13 protein-coding genes are annotated in these 13,774 nt (G+C 40.8%); 7 read left to right on the top strand and 6 right to left on the bottom strand.

The genetic code is table 11. The annotated features are described in order from the left end of the window. Positions 1-250 precede the first annotated feature (250 nt). Positions 251-1,150 (bottom strand): Rossmann-like and DUF2520 domain-containing protein, encoded by a 900-nt coding sequence (locus J6578_RS09705; RefSeq protein ID WP_287954524.1) that lies wholly within the window; start codon positions 1,148-1,150, stop codon positions 251-253. Positions 1,151-1,284: 134 nt separating this feature from the next. Here J6578_RS09705 and minC point away from each other — a divergent pair, with 134 nt between their 5' ends. The 5 genes from minC (at position 1,285) to dtd (ending at position 4,743) form a co-directional block, all read left to right on the top strand. Then, positions 1,285-2,028, top strand: coding sequence for a septum site-determining protein MinC (gene minC, locus J6578_RS09700; protein WP_093093628.1), 744 nt, complete (start codon positions 1,285-1,287; stop codon positions 2,026-2,028). Positions 2,029-2,110: 82 nt separating this feature from the next. Further along, complete coding sequence (minD, locus tag J6578_RS09695) at positions 2,111-2,926, top strand: septum site-determining protein MinD (protein WP_100150814.1); 816 nt, start codon at positions 2,111-2,113, stop codon at positions 2,924-2,926. A 3-nt stretch (positions 2,927-2,929) separates the two neighbouring features. Next, positions 2,930-3,208 (top strand): cell division topological specificity factor MinE, encoded by a 279-nt coding sequence (gene minE, locus J6578_RS09690; RefSeq protein WP_037407189.1) that lies wholly within the window; start codon positions 2,930-2,932, stop codon positions 3,206-3,208. Further along, positions 3,195-4,121 carry a LysR substrate-binding domain-containing protein gene (locus tag J6578_RS09685; protein WP_093093624.1) on the top strand — a complete coding sequence of 309 codons (927 nt, stop codon included), beginning with the start codon at positions 3,195-3,197 and terminating at the stop codon, positions 4,119-4,121. The genes minE and J6578_RS09685 overlap by 14 nt, the downstream gene beginning before the upstream one ends. A 187-nt stretch (positions 4,122-4,308) precedes the next feature. After that, positions 4,309-4,743 carry a D-aminoacyl-tRNA deacylase gene (gene dtd / locus J6578_RS09680; RefSeq protein WP_239366812.1) on the top strand — a complete coding sequence of 145 codons (435 nt, stop codon included), beginning with the start codon at positions 4,309-4,311 and terminating at the stop codon, positions 4,741-4,743. A 46-nt stretch (positions 4,744-4,789) separates the two neighbouring features. Here the strand turns inward: dtd and J6578_RS09675 are convergent, their stop codons facing one another. The 5 genes from J6578_RS09675 to J6578_RS09655 all read right to left on the bottom strand — a co-directional run bounded on the left by J6578_RS09675 (position 4,790) and on the right by J6578_RS09655 (position 9,657). After that, entirely contained in the window at positions 4,790-5,320 is a 531-nt protein-coding gene (locus J6578_RS09675) for a hypothetical protein (RefSeq protein WP_143557939.1), read from the bottom strand. A 937-nt stretch (positions 5,321-6,257) separates the two neighbouring features. Further along, positions 6,258-6,548 (bottom strand): hypothetical protein, encoded by a 291-nt coding sequence (locus J6578_RS09670; protein WP_287951405.1) that lies wholly within the window; start codon positions 6,546-6,548, stop codon positions 6,258-6,260. A 123-nt stretch (positions 6,549-6,671) separates the two neighbouring features. Next, entirely contained in the window at positions 6,672-7,253 is a 582-nt protein-coding gene (locus J6578_RS09665) for a DNA-3-methyladenine glycosylase I (protein WP_287954521.1), read from the bottom strand. Positions 7,254-7,306: 53 nt separating this feature from the next. Beyond that, on the bottom strand, positions 7,307-7,933 hold the full coding sequence (locus J6578_RS09660; protein ID WP_239392918.1) for a TMEM165/GDT1 family protein: 627 nt from the start codon (positions 7,931-7,933) through the stop codon (positions 7,307-7,309). 266 nt (positions 7,934-8,199) lie between these two features. Further along, positions 8,200-9,657, bottom strand: coding sequence for a DASS family sodium-coupled anion symporter (locus tag J6578_RS09655; RefSeq protein ID WP_093093636.1), 1,458 nt, complete (start codon positions 9,655-9,657; stop codon positions 8,200-8,202). A 399-nt stretch (positions 9,658-10,056) separates the two neighbouring features. Between J6578_RS09655 and dnaK the strand changes: the two genes are divergently transcribed. Continuing rightward, positions 10,057-11,991 carry a molecular chaperone DnaK gene (gene dnaK / locus J6578_RS09650; RefSeq protein ID WP_093093615.1) on the top strand — a complete coding sequence of 645 codons (1,935 nt, stop codon included), beginning with the start codon at positions 10,057-10,059 and terminating at the stop codon, positions 11,989-11,991. Positions 11,992-12,590: 599 nt separating this feature from the next. After that, entirely contained in the window at positions 12,591-13,760 is a 1,170-nt protein-coding gene (locus J6578_RS09645) for an alpha-hydroxy acid oxidase (protein ID WP_093093613.1), read from the top strand. Positions 13,761-13,774 lie beyond the last annotated feature (14 nt).

Raw genomic sequence — 13,774 nt, 5'->3', positions numbered from 1 at the left:
GGTAATCTGTTCTGTTAAAGAGCGTTGCTTTTGACTGCGTTCTACTTTAAACTGGCTAGTTCTTTCGCGTCGCGTCATCAGCGAAGAAGGCGAACTATACGCCTCGCTCTAAACGCTGTCAACTACTTCTCGCTTTTATTTTTGTATAATTTATTAACCGCATATTTTTTATAATATTTAATTTTGTCGAATTTAGTTTTAGTTTGTTTTGATGAATGTCCTTTAGATAGATATTGCTCAATCTATTGGTTCAGTCATTTGTTGCAGAAATGATTTGTGCTATTTGTTGGTATTTATCTCTATTTAATGTGGTTAAGTTTAAAGTTTGTTCTGCCAGTGCTTTGTAAACTACTCGTTCTGAGGAACTCAATGCCTGCCAGTGGCAGGCGATTATGTTGCTATCGCCACGTTTTATCGGACCAGTTAAGGCTTCTGCTGGAGACATGATTTGCAGTTGATCAAGATTTTGTTGCATGAGTTGGTTTACTAGCTTTTCTGTTAGTTGTGGCGGCAAGGATAAGGTAGCCAGTATATTGCGCGCATAAGCATTTAATGTGACTAAAAAATTAGCGCTGATGGAAAGTGCTGCGTGATAGCGAGTTTTCTGAGCAGAGTTAATATTGAAACTAGTTAGATTTGCTGCCTGTGCCAACTGTTGCAATAACGGTAATGCTGCGCTGTCGCCTTCTATGGCGCATAGGTGGCCGGCCAGTGTATTAATTGCCGTTTCGATTGTGGCAAAAGCAAATACTGGATGTAATGAACCAGTTAGTATTTTTTGTTTGTTTGACTGTAATACTTTGCTATTTAGTGCTCCGCTAAAATGAAGTATTAGTGTATTGGCTGTGATCCAGTCTGTCTGATTAATTTGTTGGCCAATTGTTTCTATGGCTTGATCACTAACACCTATGACTACGATATCTGCTGGTGGTAAGGTATTTAGCTGTTTATGAAGTTGAATATGCGGTATATGGCTTTTAAGATGCTGTGCTGCTGGGAAACTGCGATTCCATGCTGCCTGTATATTTATTTGTCTGCTTTGATGCCAGATAATGGCTAGTGTTGAGGCAACTTTACCGGTACCGATGATATTTAATCGTGGCATAGATGACTTTGTTGGTTGGGTGGATTGAGTGAAGATGTCGGTCATTATCAGTTTTTCTTGGCTTAAGGGTAATTATTTTGTCTGTAGCTACGGGTTGTCATTGAAGCCGCTTAATCAAAACGGTACACTTCGATACTTACTCTATATTCTAATCAAAATTTATTTGGGCAAACACGTTAATGAAAGCTGCTTTTAATGTGAAATCCGCGCGTCTGGATACACTATCAGTACAGTTACTGACTGATGACCTGACTTTGATTAACTATGAACTAAAGCAACGGGCAGATCGTTTTGGAAATTTACGTAATATGCCTTTTACTTTGGATCTGCAAAATCTTACTAGTCCGGCAACAGTAGATTTAGGAAAGCTATTTGCGCTGTTTGCACAATATCATTTGCGTGTTATAGCTATTCGTCATTCTGATGCAAGCTGGGCAAGTTTGGCTAAACAACATAATATAGCTTTTAGTATTTTGCCGGAAGAGCAGGCTAATTCTCGAGTGAAAGCTGTAGCCGAGGCATTTTCTCCACAAACGGCAGATGCAAATAAAGAAAAATGTATTTCATCAGTTTCCGCAAATGCGCTGCCAACGTTGGTTATTGATCGTACGATTCGGACGGGGCAACAGGTTTATGCAGAAAAATCTGACTTAATTGTTCTGGGATTGGTCAGTGAAGGTGCGGAGATCATTGCTGATGGCAATATTCATATTTACGGCCCGTTGCGTGGACGTGCTTTAGCTGGTGCCGCAGGTAATAAGGATACACGTATTTTTGCTCAGTGCATGCAAGCTGAGCTGGTATCTGTGGCTGGTATTTATCGTATTTTTGATCAGCAGTTACCGGCACATTTGGATCGTCGCCCAGCACAGATTTTTCTGCAAAATGACCGGCTGGTACTTAGCGCGATTCAGGCGCATTAATTTATTCAGATGTATGATTTTTATGCACTGTTAATTTGTAAACATATTAATGGGTTCACTTTACAACAAAAGGAATTTAATTGTGGCAAAGATTATTGTGGTGACGTCAGGTAAAGGTGGTGTTGGTAAAACCACAACCAGTGCCAGCATTTCAACAGGTCTAGCTTTAGCCGGCCATAAAACTGCGGTAATTGATTTTGACGTGGGTTTACGTAATCTTGATTTGATTATGGGTTGTGAGCGCCGCGTGGTTTATGATCTGATTAATGTCATTCAGGATGAGGCTACTCTTAATCAGGCGTTAATTAAGGACAAACACTGCGATAATCTTTATGTATTACCAGCATCTCAAACTCGCGATAAGGATGCGCTTACTCGTGATGGGGTGGAAAAGGTTTTAAACGACCTAACTGGCAAGATGGGTTTTGAATATGTGGTCTGTGATTCTCCAGCAGGTATTGAGCAGGGCGCATTGATGGCTTTGTACTTTGCAGATGAGGCTATTGTAACTACGAATCCAGAAATTTCCAGTGTACGTGATTCTGACCGTATTTTAGGTATTTTATCCAGCAAATCCCGCCGTGCGGAAACTAATGGTGTACCGGTAAAAGAGCATTTACTGATCACACGTTACGCGCCTGAACGCGTTGAAAAGGGTGAAATGCTGTCTGTTCAGGATATTCAGGATATTTTGCGTATTCCTTTGATTGGTGTCATTCCTGAATCGCAAAATGTGCTACAGGCTTCCAATTCGGGCACTCCTGTTATTTTACAGGAAGATTCAGTGGTTGCTGAGGCATATAAAGATGTGGTAGCTCGTCTGTTAGGTGAAGACCGTCCAATCCGCTTTCTGGATGCTGAGAAAAAAGGCTTTCTCAAGCGCCTGTTTGGAGGTTAGGTCATGTCTATAATGGATTTTCTTTTTGGCAAGAAGCAACAATCCGCTCAGCTGGCACGCGACCGTTTGCAGATTATTATTGCGCAGGAGCGTGCTACACAAGCACCAGATTATTTGCCTACATTGCAAAAAGAGCTATTGGAAGTTTTGTCAAAATATGTTCATGTTTCTTTGAACGATATTCATATTGCTCAGGAAAAGAAAGATGGTATGGATGTATTGGCTCTGAATATTACTTTACCGGAAACGGGAAAAAAAAGGCCAGTGAATGACGCTGACTGAATTGCGCTATATTGTGGCCGTCGCTCAGGAAAAACATTTTGGGCGTGCTGCCCAGCGATGCTTTGTGAGCCAGCCCACTTTATCTATTGCAATTAAAAAGCTTGAAGAAGAGTTGGGGCTGACTTTATTTGACCGCAGCAGTAATGAAGTTTTGACAACTGAAGCGGGTCAGCGAATTGTGTTACAGGCACGCCGGGTACTGGAAGAAGCTGATCGTATCAGGCTAATGGCAAATCAGGAACAAAGCGAGCTGGCTGGAATATTTAAGCTTGGTCTTATTTTTACAATTGCACCATATCTGTTACCGAAATTAATTTTGTCATTGCGGCAGCTGGCACCGGAAATGCCATTGCAACTGGATGAAAATTATACTGATGTGCTAACAGAATTACTGAAGCGTGGTGCTCTGGATGCAATTGTGGTTGCTGAACCATTTCATGAAACGGGGCTGGCAACGATCCCGCTCTATGATGAACCTTTTTTTGTTATTGTTCCCAAAGGCCATCCTTTTGAGCAATTAGACGAAGTTACGCCAAAACAGCTGGGCGAAGAACGTGTATTGTTGCTTACAGAAGGTAACTGTATGCGTGATAATGTACTGGATAGCTGTCAGGAATTGGCTTCGCGTCAGAAAATTCTGGGTTTATCGAATAGTATTCAAGGAAGTTCTATTAACACGATTCGGCATATGGTTGCCAGTGGCTTGGGTATTAGTGTAATGCCTGCTACGGCATTAACGGAAAATGACCATTTGTTATTCAGCATTATTCCTTTTACTAATCCGGCTCCGAAACGGCGTGTGGTCTTGGCCTCACGACGTAATTTTGTCCGCCCTAAAGCTTTAAGGATGATCAAATCGGCTATTTTGTCTTCGCATCTATCCGGAGTACAATTTATTCATGATGTTGATTAGGCTTTATTGTTACAAGAAAAACGTCAGTTTTTGAGCTGGCGTTTTTCTTGGGCGGGAATTTCTGATTTATAGCGGCTAGAAAGTTTTTGATTATTTGTCTGTATGGTGTTTTTTTAATCTGTGCTGATAGAATTATCTTCTAAGGTGATATGGATTAAAATTTAGACAGATTTAGACAGGATGTTCAATGATTGCATTAATACAACGCGTTAAGCAAGCCAGTGTCAGTGTAAACTGTGAAATTATCGGCCAAATAGAGCACGGATTGCTGGTTCTGTTAGGTGTTGAACAAGGCGATGATCCACAAAAAGCTGAACGTCTGTGCAATAAGGTTCTAGGTTACCGAGTATTTGGTGATCAGGATAATAAAATGAATTTGAATATTAAGCAGGTGAATGGACAACTATTGGTTGTATCACAATTTACTCTTGCTGCTGATACTAAAAAAGGGACGAGACCTAGTTTTACTAAAGGTGCAACGCCAGCTGAAGCCAATCATTTGTATAATTATTTTGTTGAATTATGCCAAAAACAGCTTATAACTAAAACTGGAATATTTGCAGCAGATATGCAGGTTTCTCTGGTTAATGATGGCCCAGTCACGTTTTGGCTACAAGTTTAATTACTATTTATTGCTCGCGCTTTGAAATATGAATATTAGTTAATTTTTAGTAGCGACTTAACTCTTGTTTCAATACGCGGATATTGGCCTGTCTATCGGTAACATTTTGCTGCCAGCGCTGAATTTGGGCAACAATACCTTGCTTTTGCGCCTGTCGCAATTGCTGCTGGGCTGTCACCAATGCCCGCTGTTCACTGGCAATATCACGCTGTACGAGTTGCTTTGGGGTTAATTTGGGCACAACAATTATTTTTGCTGGTACATTTTTATTTTTAATTGCAGTGGCTATATCTGGTTTCGGTGTCTGCTGACGCAGCAGGATGCCTATTTTAGGTGTTGGCGGTACTTTCATTAAATCGCTATCACGACCAAATTCAGCACTATACCAGAGGCGCTGTAGCTGCTCTAATCCTGGGGCATTTTGGTTTTCCAGTGAATGTTTTTTTAAATCATCACTGTCTGTGGGCGGATGTTTGGCAATCTGGCATTGAACATCTAATGGTTTAGTTGTGTAGCTAACATGATTATTTGCTAGCGGACATGCATACCAGATTACCGGCACTGGTTCGCTAGCCATGATTGCGGCTGGTTTATCTTCAGCCCAAACTGGGTTTAAATAGCCTAATAGCAGTACACAGATACTAAGATAAAAACCAAGTCTGAACTTGTTTTGCATGACAATGACTCATTGCATTTAAATTAAAAACAAACAGATTTATATTACAACAATTCAAATGAGGCTAGTTAACTAGGTAAATCCATATAATTAGTCCAAGTGTTGTATTGTACGACAAGTTATTTGCTGTGCAGATGCTTTGTATTACAGTTTTTACTTTTATATCATATTAGTTGTTACTTTGTATATTTATTACAGAAAATATTGAGTTTATTTTGAATTGTCTAATGATGTATCTAGGTAAAATGGGATATTAGGGTGTTAACAGTAATATATTTAAGTGTTAACTAATGGTTATATTTTTACATGTTGAAAAACACGCTATAAGAAGGAGTATGGTAGAGCCAAATGAAATAAGATTAAATTTTTTGAAACTGAAAAAGATATATCTGTATTAGTCAAAATCCAAAATCAAATTCATAGTAACGGGTTATTTTTGTTTCGAAGTGATAAACTCTTTATTCACCGCTAGTTAAGATTTCGTCAGTAGAAAATTTGCTTAGCTTCTTTTTAGGCGTTGCTTTATTTAAAAGCTTATTATTAATACAAAATGTCTTTTATTTGTTATTTTAATGTTTTTGTTATCTTGACCCATTAAGTGATAACCACAAGGATACTCTCCATCAAAATGCGAGGGAATATTGTTATTGCATCCATAAATTCGCCAATTAATGTTTAGAATTTCAATATAGCTTAATTCTATTTAAGGGGTATTTGGCGATTTTTATCAGATAATAGTGTAACAAAAGTTAATAACGAATAGATAATATATGATTTTTATTTTTATCATTATTGATGTATTTGCATTTTATTATTACTTTTTATCAATTATATCAGGTTACTCATATGAATAAAAAGTACAAGTAATGCCAGATTTAAAATCCTTAAGATGCAGTTCCCCGCCAGTAAGTAGTTCTGAAGGAAAATAATCGGGCTTTTGCTTCAAATAAACTTTTCGCATTAGGTCAAGACCAATAAGATATCCATTACCGTCTTTGATATGAATGCCGTTATTATTGTATGGACTCAGTTGTTCACAAATAGAACAATCTTTATCATAATTATATTCGTCACTTTCAGACTCTTCAGGATAGTAACATCTGTTATCATAAACCCACTCTATATCCATGATATCTTGGTAACTAAAGTCTGTTAAATAATATGTAATAAAATTAATTGGTAAATACAGTATAAAACTCATTAAAAAACAGTAAATAGGTGATATAACTTTAATTTCTTCATTTTGATTTTATTATTTAGGCTGATTATTTTTTAATTCTCGACACAAAAAACAGCTAGCTAGATGATCATTTACTAAGCCCATCGATTGCATGAAAGCATAACAGGTAATGGGTCCTACAAAGCTAAAACCGCGCTTTTTTAATGCTTTGGACATAGCTGCACTGATTTTTGTCTGGGCGGGTACTTCAGCTAAAAATTTATAGTGATTGATAATCGGCTGATGATTAACAAACGACCAGATAAAACTGGCAAAATCTTCTCCATGCTGTTGCATGGTTAGATAGGCATGGGCGTTATGAATAATGGCCTGTAATTTGCCCGGATGGCGAATCAATCCGGGATTTTGCAGAAATGGTTTGATATCGGTGATGGTAATGATTTTATGTGGATTAAAATTGTAAAAGCAGCGCCGGTATTCATCACGCTTTTTTAATACAGTAATCCATGATAAGCCGGCCTGCTGGCCTTCCAGACAGATTTTTTCAAATAATTTTTGTCCGTCTCTTTGCACCCGCCCCCATTCATAATCATGATAATGCTGATAAAGGGGGTCTGCTTTAACCCAATCACAACGTTTTAATTGTTTTTGCATGGTTTCGGGAAGTCCGATAATATTGATCAATCTACTCAGTCATGTCTGATATTTTAATTTGACCATGTCTGAATCAGGATAATAATACCTAAAAGACAAAATAGGAAACAGGCACTGATGCGAATTTGATTAAGTGGTAAGCGTTGCATCAACCAGTTGCCAAAAAATATTACAGGAACATTTGCCAGCAATAAACCTACGGTACTACCCAGCACTACCGAGTACAAATCACGATACTGCGCAGCAAGTAATATCGTAGCGATTTGGGTTTTATCCCCTACTTCAGCCAGAAAAAATAATACTGCTGTCGCCACAAACGGACCATAACGCATAAAACGGGTGTCTACGCCATCATCCTTATCTGGTTTTAACAGCCATAATCCGACAATCAGGAAACTGAAACCAACAACCCAACCCATTAGCTGAGGTGTAAAAAAGCGCGCTACTTCAACGCCAAACCAAGCAGACACCATATGATTCAGCAAGGTTGCACATAATATACCGGCGATAATGGCATATTTTCGCGCAAAGCGGGTAGCAAGAAATAAAGTCAGTAATTGAGTTTTGTCACCGATTTCAGCTAAAGCAACCGGTATAACCGAAGAAAGAAAAGCATGAACCATTTTTAGAATACCAATAGGCGGGTTTAAAGACAAAAGACACGATAAAACCCCCGCCATAGCGGTTTTATCCTGTCTCAAGTCTCGTTAATCCGCCATCTGGTCAGACGTTACGACCATGCAGATAATGCTGCAAATATGTTGATCGTTACCACAGGTACTGGAGAAATCACCTGTGCAACTACTCCCTTAAGGCGATGCATCATAACCGATTCCGTACGGTAAAAACAAGTGAAATTTCGGTCAAAATCATTGAATTTGATTTTAAACAACAAAACAGGCTGCCATAATTTCTGGCAGCCTGAGAAGGGGATGAACAGACTAGATTAATAGTAACCCAGAACTTTCCACCATGCTCCACCAACTACGACAAATATCATCAGTTCAATGACGCTCATGATGAAACCAACTTTCCACCATTCACCCAAGGTGACGTAGCCGGAACCAAACACTACTGGTGAGGTGCCAGTTGCGTAATGAGTAAGTGTCATCATGATGCTGGAAGCGGCAGCCATCATCAGGGCAAATAGCATTGGTGGTGCGCCCAGTGCCAGACCGGCAGAATAGAAAGCAGCAAACATAGCTGTGATATGTGCTGTGGTGCTGGCAAACATATAGTGCGCATACATGTAAGCCAGTAATAGCAGTGTACATGCACCTATCCAGCCCATACCTAGACTACCAATGCTACTTTCCAGTACTCCGGAGAACCAGGTAATTAGCCCCAATTTATTCAGGAAAGTTGCCATCATGACCAGTGCAGCAAACCAAGTAATGGTATCCCATGCACTTTTTTCTTTCAGGATGTCGTCCCAGCTTAATACACCGGTTAATAATAACAGTGACAAACCAATGAATGCGGTAGTAGTTGGGTCAACAGCAAAAGCTTTACCAAACAGCATAGATGGAATGCCAGCCCACAGAACCAGCAATACTGCAAAAATACCCAGCATGATTTTTTCATCACGGGTCATTGGTCCTTGTTCTTTCAAACGCTCTTTCGCAAATGCAACTGCATTCGGAGTCTGCTTGATTTCAGGCGGATACATCCAATATATGATAAGCGGCATCAGGAACATAGCCACCAGACCGGGCAATAGCATGGCCAGTGCCCATGTACCCCAAGAAAGATGAATATCACTGTTTGTTGCTTTGGCTACTAAATCCACAATCAGTGGGTTTGGTGCTGTAGCGGTTATAAACATGATTGAGCTGATGGGATTGGCGTGGTAGTTCACCAGAGCCAGAAATTTACCCATACGTTTTTCTGTACCTTTTTCAGGATCAGAATCATAGCTGGAGGCGATAGATTTCATGATTGGATGAATAATGCCACCACCTCGGGCAGTATTACTTGGAGTAACAGGAGCCAGTAATAATTCCACTACGGCCAGACTATAGGCGACACCCAAGGTGCGTTTACCCCACAAACCAATAAACAGATAACCAACACGCGCTCCTAAGCCGGTTTTTAACAAACCGCGTGAAATCATGATAGCCACGCCAATCAACCAGATCAGTGGGTTACCAAAACTGCTCAGAGCATCTTTCATGGCTTTGCCGGGGGCGTCTGCGGTAACGCCAGTTAATGCCACTAGCATTATGGCAATAATAGACAGTGCTCCAATTGGCATGGCCTTACCAATAATGGCCGCAATCACACCAACAAACATGGCTAATAAATGCCAAGCCTGTGGTGAAACTCCTTCTGGCACCGGTATGGCAAACCAGATAATCAGGCTGATTAACAGCGCTATAGCAGCAGGAATGGGTTTAAACCCAATTTTTACAGGCATACAACATACTCCTAAATCATGAAGATATCGATACAGCCAAACAGAAATCATTAATATTCAGAGTGATTATAAACTCTTATTGCAAAATACCGTCTGACATAGCGCAAAATAGTATCAGACGGTAATGACGAAAATAGAACGATTTTACTGTTCAAGCATGAATGAATATAACATATAACTATGTAAGTAAACGCTATTGATATTAAAACAGGCTTTTTGCGGACTATTATTTGGATAAAATTTGCAAAACTATGCTTGAAATCGTTCTAGGAATACCCATTTACGATGCATTAGCAATAATATCGTGGTAGTTTTGAACTACTGTGTTTGTAGCCGTACGATAATGGCACAAATTACGAGATTAAATCATTAGGAGATTTTTAAATTATGGCAAAAGTAATCGGTATTGATTTGGGTACGACCAACTCTTGTGTTGCCATTTCCGAAGGTGGCCAGACCAAGGTAATAGAAAATGCTGAAGGTGCACGTACTACACCGTCTATTGTGGCGTATTTGGATGATAACGAAATTTTGGTGGGTGCACCAGCCAAACGTCAGGCTGTAACCAATCCCAAAAACACTATTTACGCGGTAAAACGCTTGATTGGCCGTAAATTTGATGATGCTGAGGTGCAGCGCGATATCAAATCTATGCCTTTCCAGATTGTTAAAGCCAATAATAATGATGCATGGGTAGAAGCACATGGTGAAAAACTGTCTCCTCCACAGGTTTCTGCCGAAGTATTGCGTAAAATGAAAAAGGCGGCTGAAGATTATCTGGGCGAAAAGGTAACTGAAGCTGTAATTACTGTACCGGCTTATTTTAATGACAGCCAGCGTCAGGCTACTAAAGACGCCGGCCGTATTGCTGGTCTGGATGTAAAACGTATTATTAATGAACCAACTGCTGCGGCTCTGGCTTTTGGTATGGATAAAGGTGAAAAAGGCGACCGCAAGATTGCCGTTTATGACCTTGGTGGTGGTACGTTTGATATTTCCATTATTGAAATCGCTGAAATTGATGGCGACAAGCAGTTTGAAGTACTGGCTACTAATGGTGATACATTCCTCGGTGGTGAAGACTTCGACCAGCGCCTGATTAACTACATCATTGATGAATTTAAAAAAGATCAGGGCATCGACCTGAAAAACGATGTAATGGCTTTGCAACGACTGAAAGAAGCTGCTGAAAAAGCTAAAATTGAACTTTCCAGCGGTCAGCAAACTGAAATCAATCTGCCTTACATCACTATGGATGCTTCCGGACCGAAACATCTGGCTATGAAAATTACCCGTGCCAAATTCGAAAGTCTGGTAGAGGATTTGATTACCCGTTCTATCGAACCTTGCCGCACTGCAATCAAAGATGCTGGTCTGAGTGTAAATGATATTAATGATGTGATTCTGGTAGGTGGTCAGAGCCGTATGCCAAAAGTACAGGAAGCGGTTAAGGACTTCTTTGGCAAAGAACCACGTCGTGATGTTAATCCGGATGAGGCCGTGGCTGTAGGTGCTGCTATTCAGGGTGCTGTATTGGCTGGTGACCGTAGCGATGTATTATTGCTAGACGTTACACCATTGTCTCTGGGTATTGAAACAATGGGTGGTGTGATGACTAAACTCATCAATAAAAATACCACTATTCCGACTAAGGCCACGCAGACATTCTCTACTGCTGAAGATAACCAGAGCGCTGTAACCATCCATGTATTGCAGGGTGAACGTGAACGTGCTTCTGCTAATAAGAGTCTGGGACAATTTAATCTGGGTGATATCCCTCCGGCTCCGCGTGGTGTGCCACAGGTAGAAGTCACTTTTGATATTGACGCCAACGGTATTTTGCATGTGTCGGCCAAAGATAAAGGCACTGGTAAAGAAGCTAATATTACTATTCAGGCTTCTTCTGGCTTAAGTGAAGAAGAAATTGAACGTATGGTAAAAGATGCTGAAGCCAATGCTGAAGAAGACCGCAAGTTGGCTGAGCTGGTAGCCAGCCGCAATCAGGCTGAAGCCTTGATCCACTCTGTACAGAAATCTTTAAGTGAATACGGCGATAAACTGGATGCTGCTGAAAAAGAAAAAATTGAAGCAGCCATTAAAGAAGCTGAAGAGGCTATTAAAGGCGAAGATAAAGCTGCGATCGATGCTAAAGCTGAAGCTTTGGGTACAGCCAGCCAGAAACTGGGCGAGATGATGTATGCTCAGGCACAGGCTGAAGGTCAGCAGGCTGGCGCTCAGGCAGAACAGCCACAAAACAAAGGTAACGATGATATCGTTGATGCTGAATTTGAAGAAGTAAAAGATAAAGAGAAAAAAGGCTAATTTCTTCTTTTGAATCCCCAACCCCACTTGCGAGTGGGGTTTTATTTTATTCGTGAGTTATGACAGAGAAAGACCTTTTTCTGAATAGTTGCTCAGATAGATAAAAACGATTAAATTTATCTTTAAAGTTACTGGGTTTAAGCTGTAAGTTCAGGTACTGCTATCTACTAATAATAGTCTGGCAGAGTAAATGAATAATTGATGTTGCAAATATTTATCGTTTCTGTAAAAAAACAGACAAGGTTGCGAGCTGGTTATTACAATAATTGTACTAATTATTGACAACCGAGATTTCTACTGGGGTAGAAAATGGAATTTAAAATTTTGCTCATTCTGCTTGGTCTTTGTTGTGCCATATTAACAGCTGGATTCTGTGGACGTTCGCAACGCTGGGGGCCATGGACAATGCTGATTGGCATCAGCTGTCTGCTCATTCTGATTATGGTAATAATTTATAAACTATCACGCGTTGTCTGATTTTTGGCAGCCGGCAGTCTGTGTATACCTCATTCTGGCAGATTGGATAGAATTGATGTATAACTTTATCTTGCTCAGTTAAAACTTCGTCCACTAAGAAAATTTCAAAAATAGGTAACTACATGCAAAACAAATTAAGCAAAATGACCTGTATCGAAGACTTGCGCAAAGTTGCTAAGCGCAAAGTACCGAAAATGTTTTACGATTATGCCGATACCGGTTCGTGGACAGAATCTACCTATCATGCCAATAGTAATGATTTTCAAGGCATTAAACTGCGTCAGCGCGTACTGACCGACATGACTGGTCGTACACTGGAATCTACGATGGTAGGACAGCAGGTAAAGATGCCTGTAGCACTGGCACCGACAGGATTAACCGGTATGCAACACGCTGATGGTGAGATTCTGGCGGCACGGGCGGCAGAGAAATTCGGCGTACCATTCACTCTGTCTACCATGTCTGTCTGCTCCATCGAAGATGTTGCTGAAAATACCAGCGCTCCTTTCTGGTTCCAGCTGTATGTGATGCGTGACCGTGAATTCATGCGCGACTTAATTCGTCGTGCTCAGGCTGCTCAATGTTCAGCGTTGGTGGTTACTGCCGATTTACAGGTATTAGGACAAAGACATAAAGATATCAAAAACGGTTTGTCTACCCCACCTAAACCCACCCTGCGCAACTGGTTAAATCTGGCCACCAAACCGGAATGGTGTCTGGCCATGCTCAATACTCAACGTCGCACTTTCCGCAACATCGTTGGCCATACTAAAGGTGTAGCCGACATGACCTCACTGTCCTCATGGACATCCGAACAGTTTGACCCACGCCTGAGCTGGAAAGACATTGAAGAAATCAAGGATTTATGGGGTGGAAAACTGATTATCAAAGGGATTATGGATGCCGAAGATGCCGAAATGGCGGTGAAATCCGGTGCCGATGCGATTGTGGTTTCTAATCACGGTGGCCGCCAGCTTGATGGTGCACCGTCTACTGTCCATGCTTTGCCCAATATTATCTCTGCGGTAGGTGAAGATATTGAAGTCTGGCTAGACAGCGGAATCCGCAGTGGACAGGACGTTCTTAAAGCCATTGCCATGGGTGCCAAAGGCACATTGATTGGCCGTGCCTTCCTGTATGGTCTGGGTGCATATGGTGAAGACGGGGTAACACGCGCTCTGGAAATCATCTACGATGAGATGGATACCACCATGGCCTTCACCGGTCATACTGATATCAAAACGGTCAATACGGATATCCTGATACCCGGTACCTATCCTGTCGCCGGATAAATTTATCTGCTTCA

This window comes from Snodgrassella sp. (assembly GCF_024103505.1).
Classification (GTDB): domain Bacteria; phylum Pseudomonadota; class Gammaproteobacteria; order Burkholderiales; family Neisseriaceae; genus Snodgrassella; species Snodgrassella communis.
Note: the sequence above shows the minus strand (reverse complement) of the source record. Positions and strands in the feature narration are given on the sequence as shown.

Bases quoted from the DNA above. Each gene is read 5' to 3' on its own strand.
- minC (WP_093093628.1), top strand. From the start codon at position 1,285: ATGAAAGCTGCTTTTAATGTGAAATCCGCGCGTCTGGATACACTATCA.
- J6578_RS09665 (WP_287954521.1), bottom strand. From the start codon at position 7,253: ATGCAAAAACAATTAAAACGTTGTGATTGGGTTAAAGCAGACCCCCTT.
- dtd (WP_239366812.1), top strand. From the start codon at position 4,309: ATGATTGCATTAATACAACGCGTTAAGCAAGCCAGTGTCAGTGTAAAC.
- J6578_RS09645 (WP_093093613.1), top strand. From the start codon at position 12,591: ATGCAAAACAAATTAAGCAAAATGACCTGTATCGAAGACTTGCGCAAA.
- minE (WP_037407189.1), top strand. From the start codon at position 2,930: ATGTCTATAATGGATTTTCTTTTTGGCAAGAAGCAACAATCCGCTCAG.
- J6578_RS09670 (WP_287951405.1), bottom strand. From the start codon at position 6,548: ATGGATATAGAGTGGGTTTATGATAACAGATGTTACTATCCTGAAGAG.
- J6578_RS09675 (WP_143557939.1), bottom strand. From the start codon at position 5,320: ATGGCTAGCGAACCAGTGCCGGTAATCTGGTATGCATGTCCGCTAGCA.
- J6578_RS09685 (WP_093093624.1), top strand. From the start codon at position 3,195: ATGACGCTGACTGAATTGCGCTATATTGTGGCCGTCGCTCAGGAAAAA.
- dnaK (WP_093093615.1), top strand. From the start codon at position 10,057: ATGGCAAAAGTAATCGGTATTGATTTGGGTACGACCAACTCTTGTGTT.
- J6578_RS09660 (WP_239392918.1), bottom strand. From the start codon at position 7,933: ATGGCGGGGGTTTTATCGTGTCTTTTGTCTTTAAACCCGCCTATTGGT.
- J6578_RS09705 (WP_287954524.1), bottom strand. From the start codon at position 1,150: ATGACCGACATCTTCACTCAATCCACCCAACCAACAAAGTCATCTATG.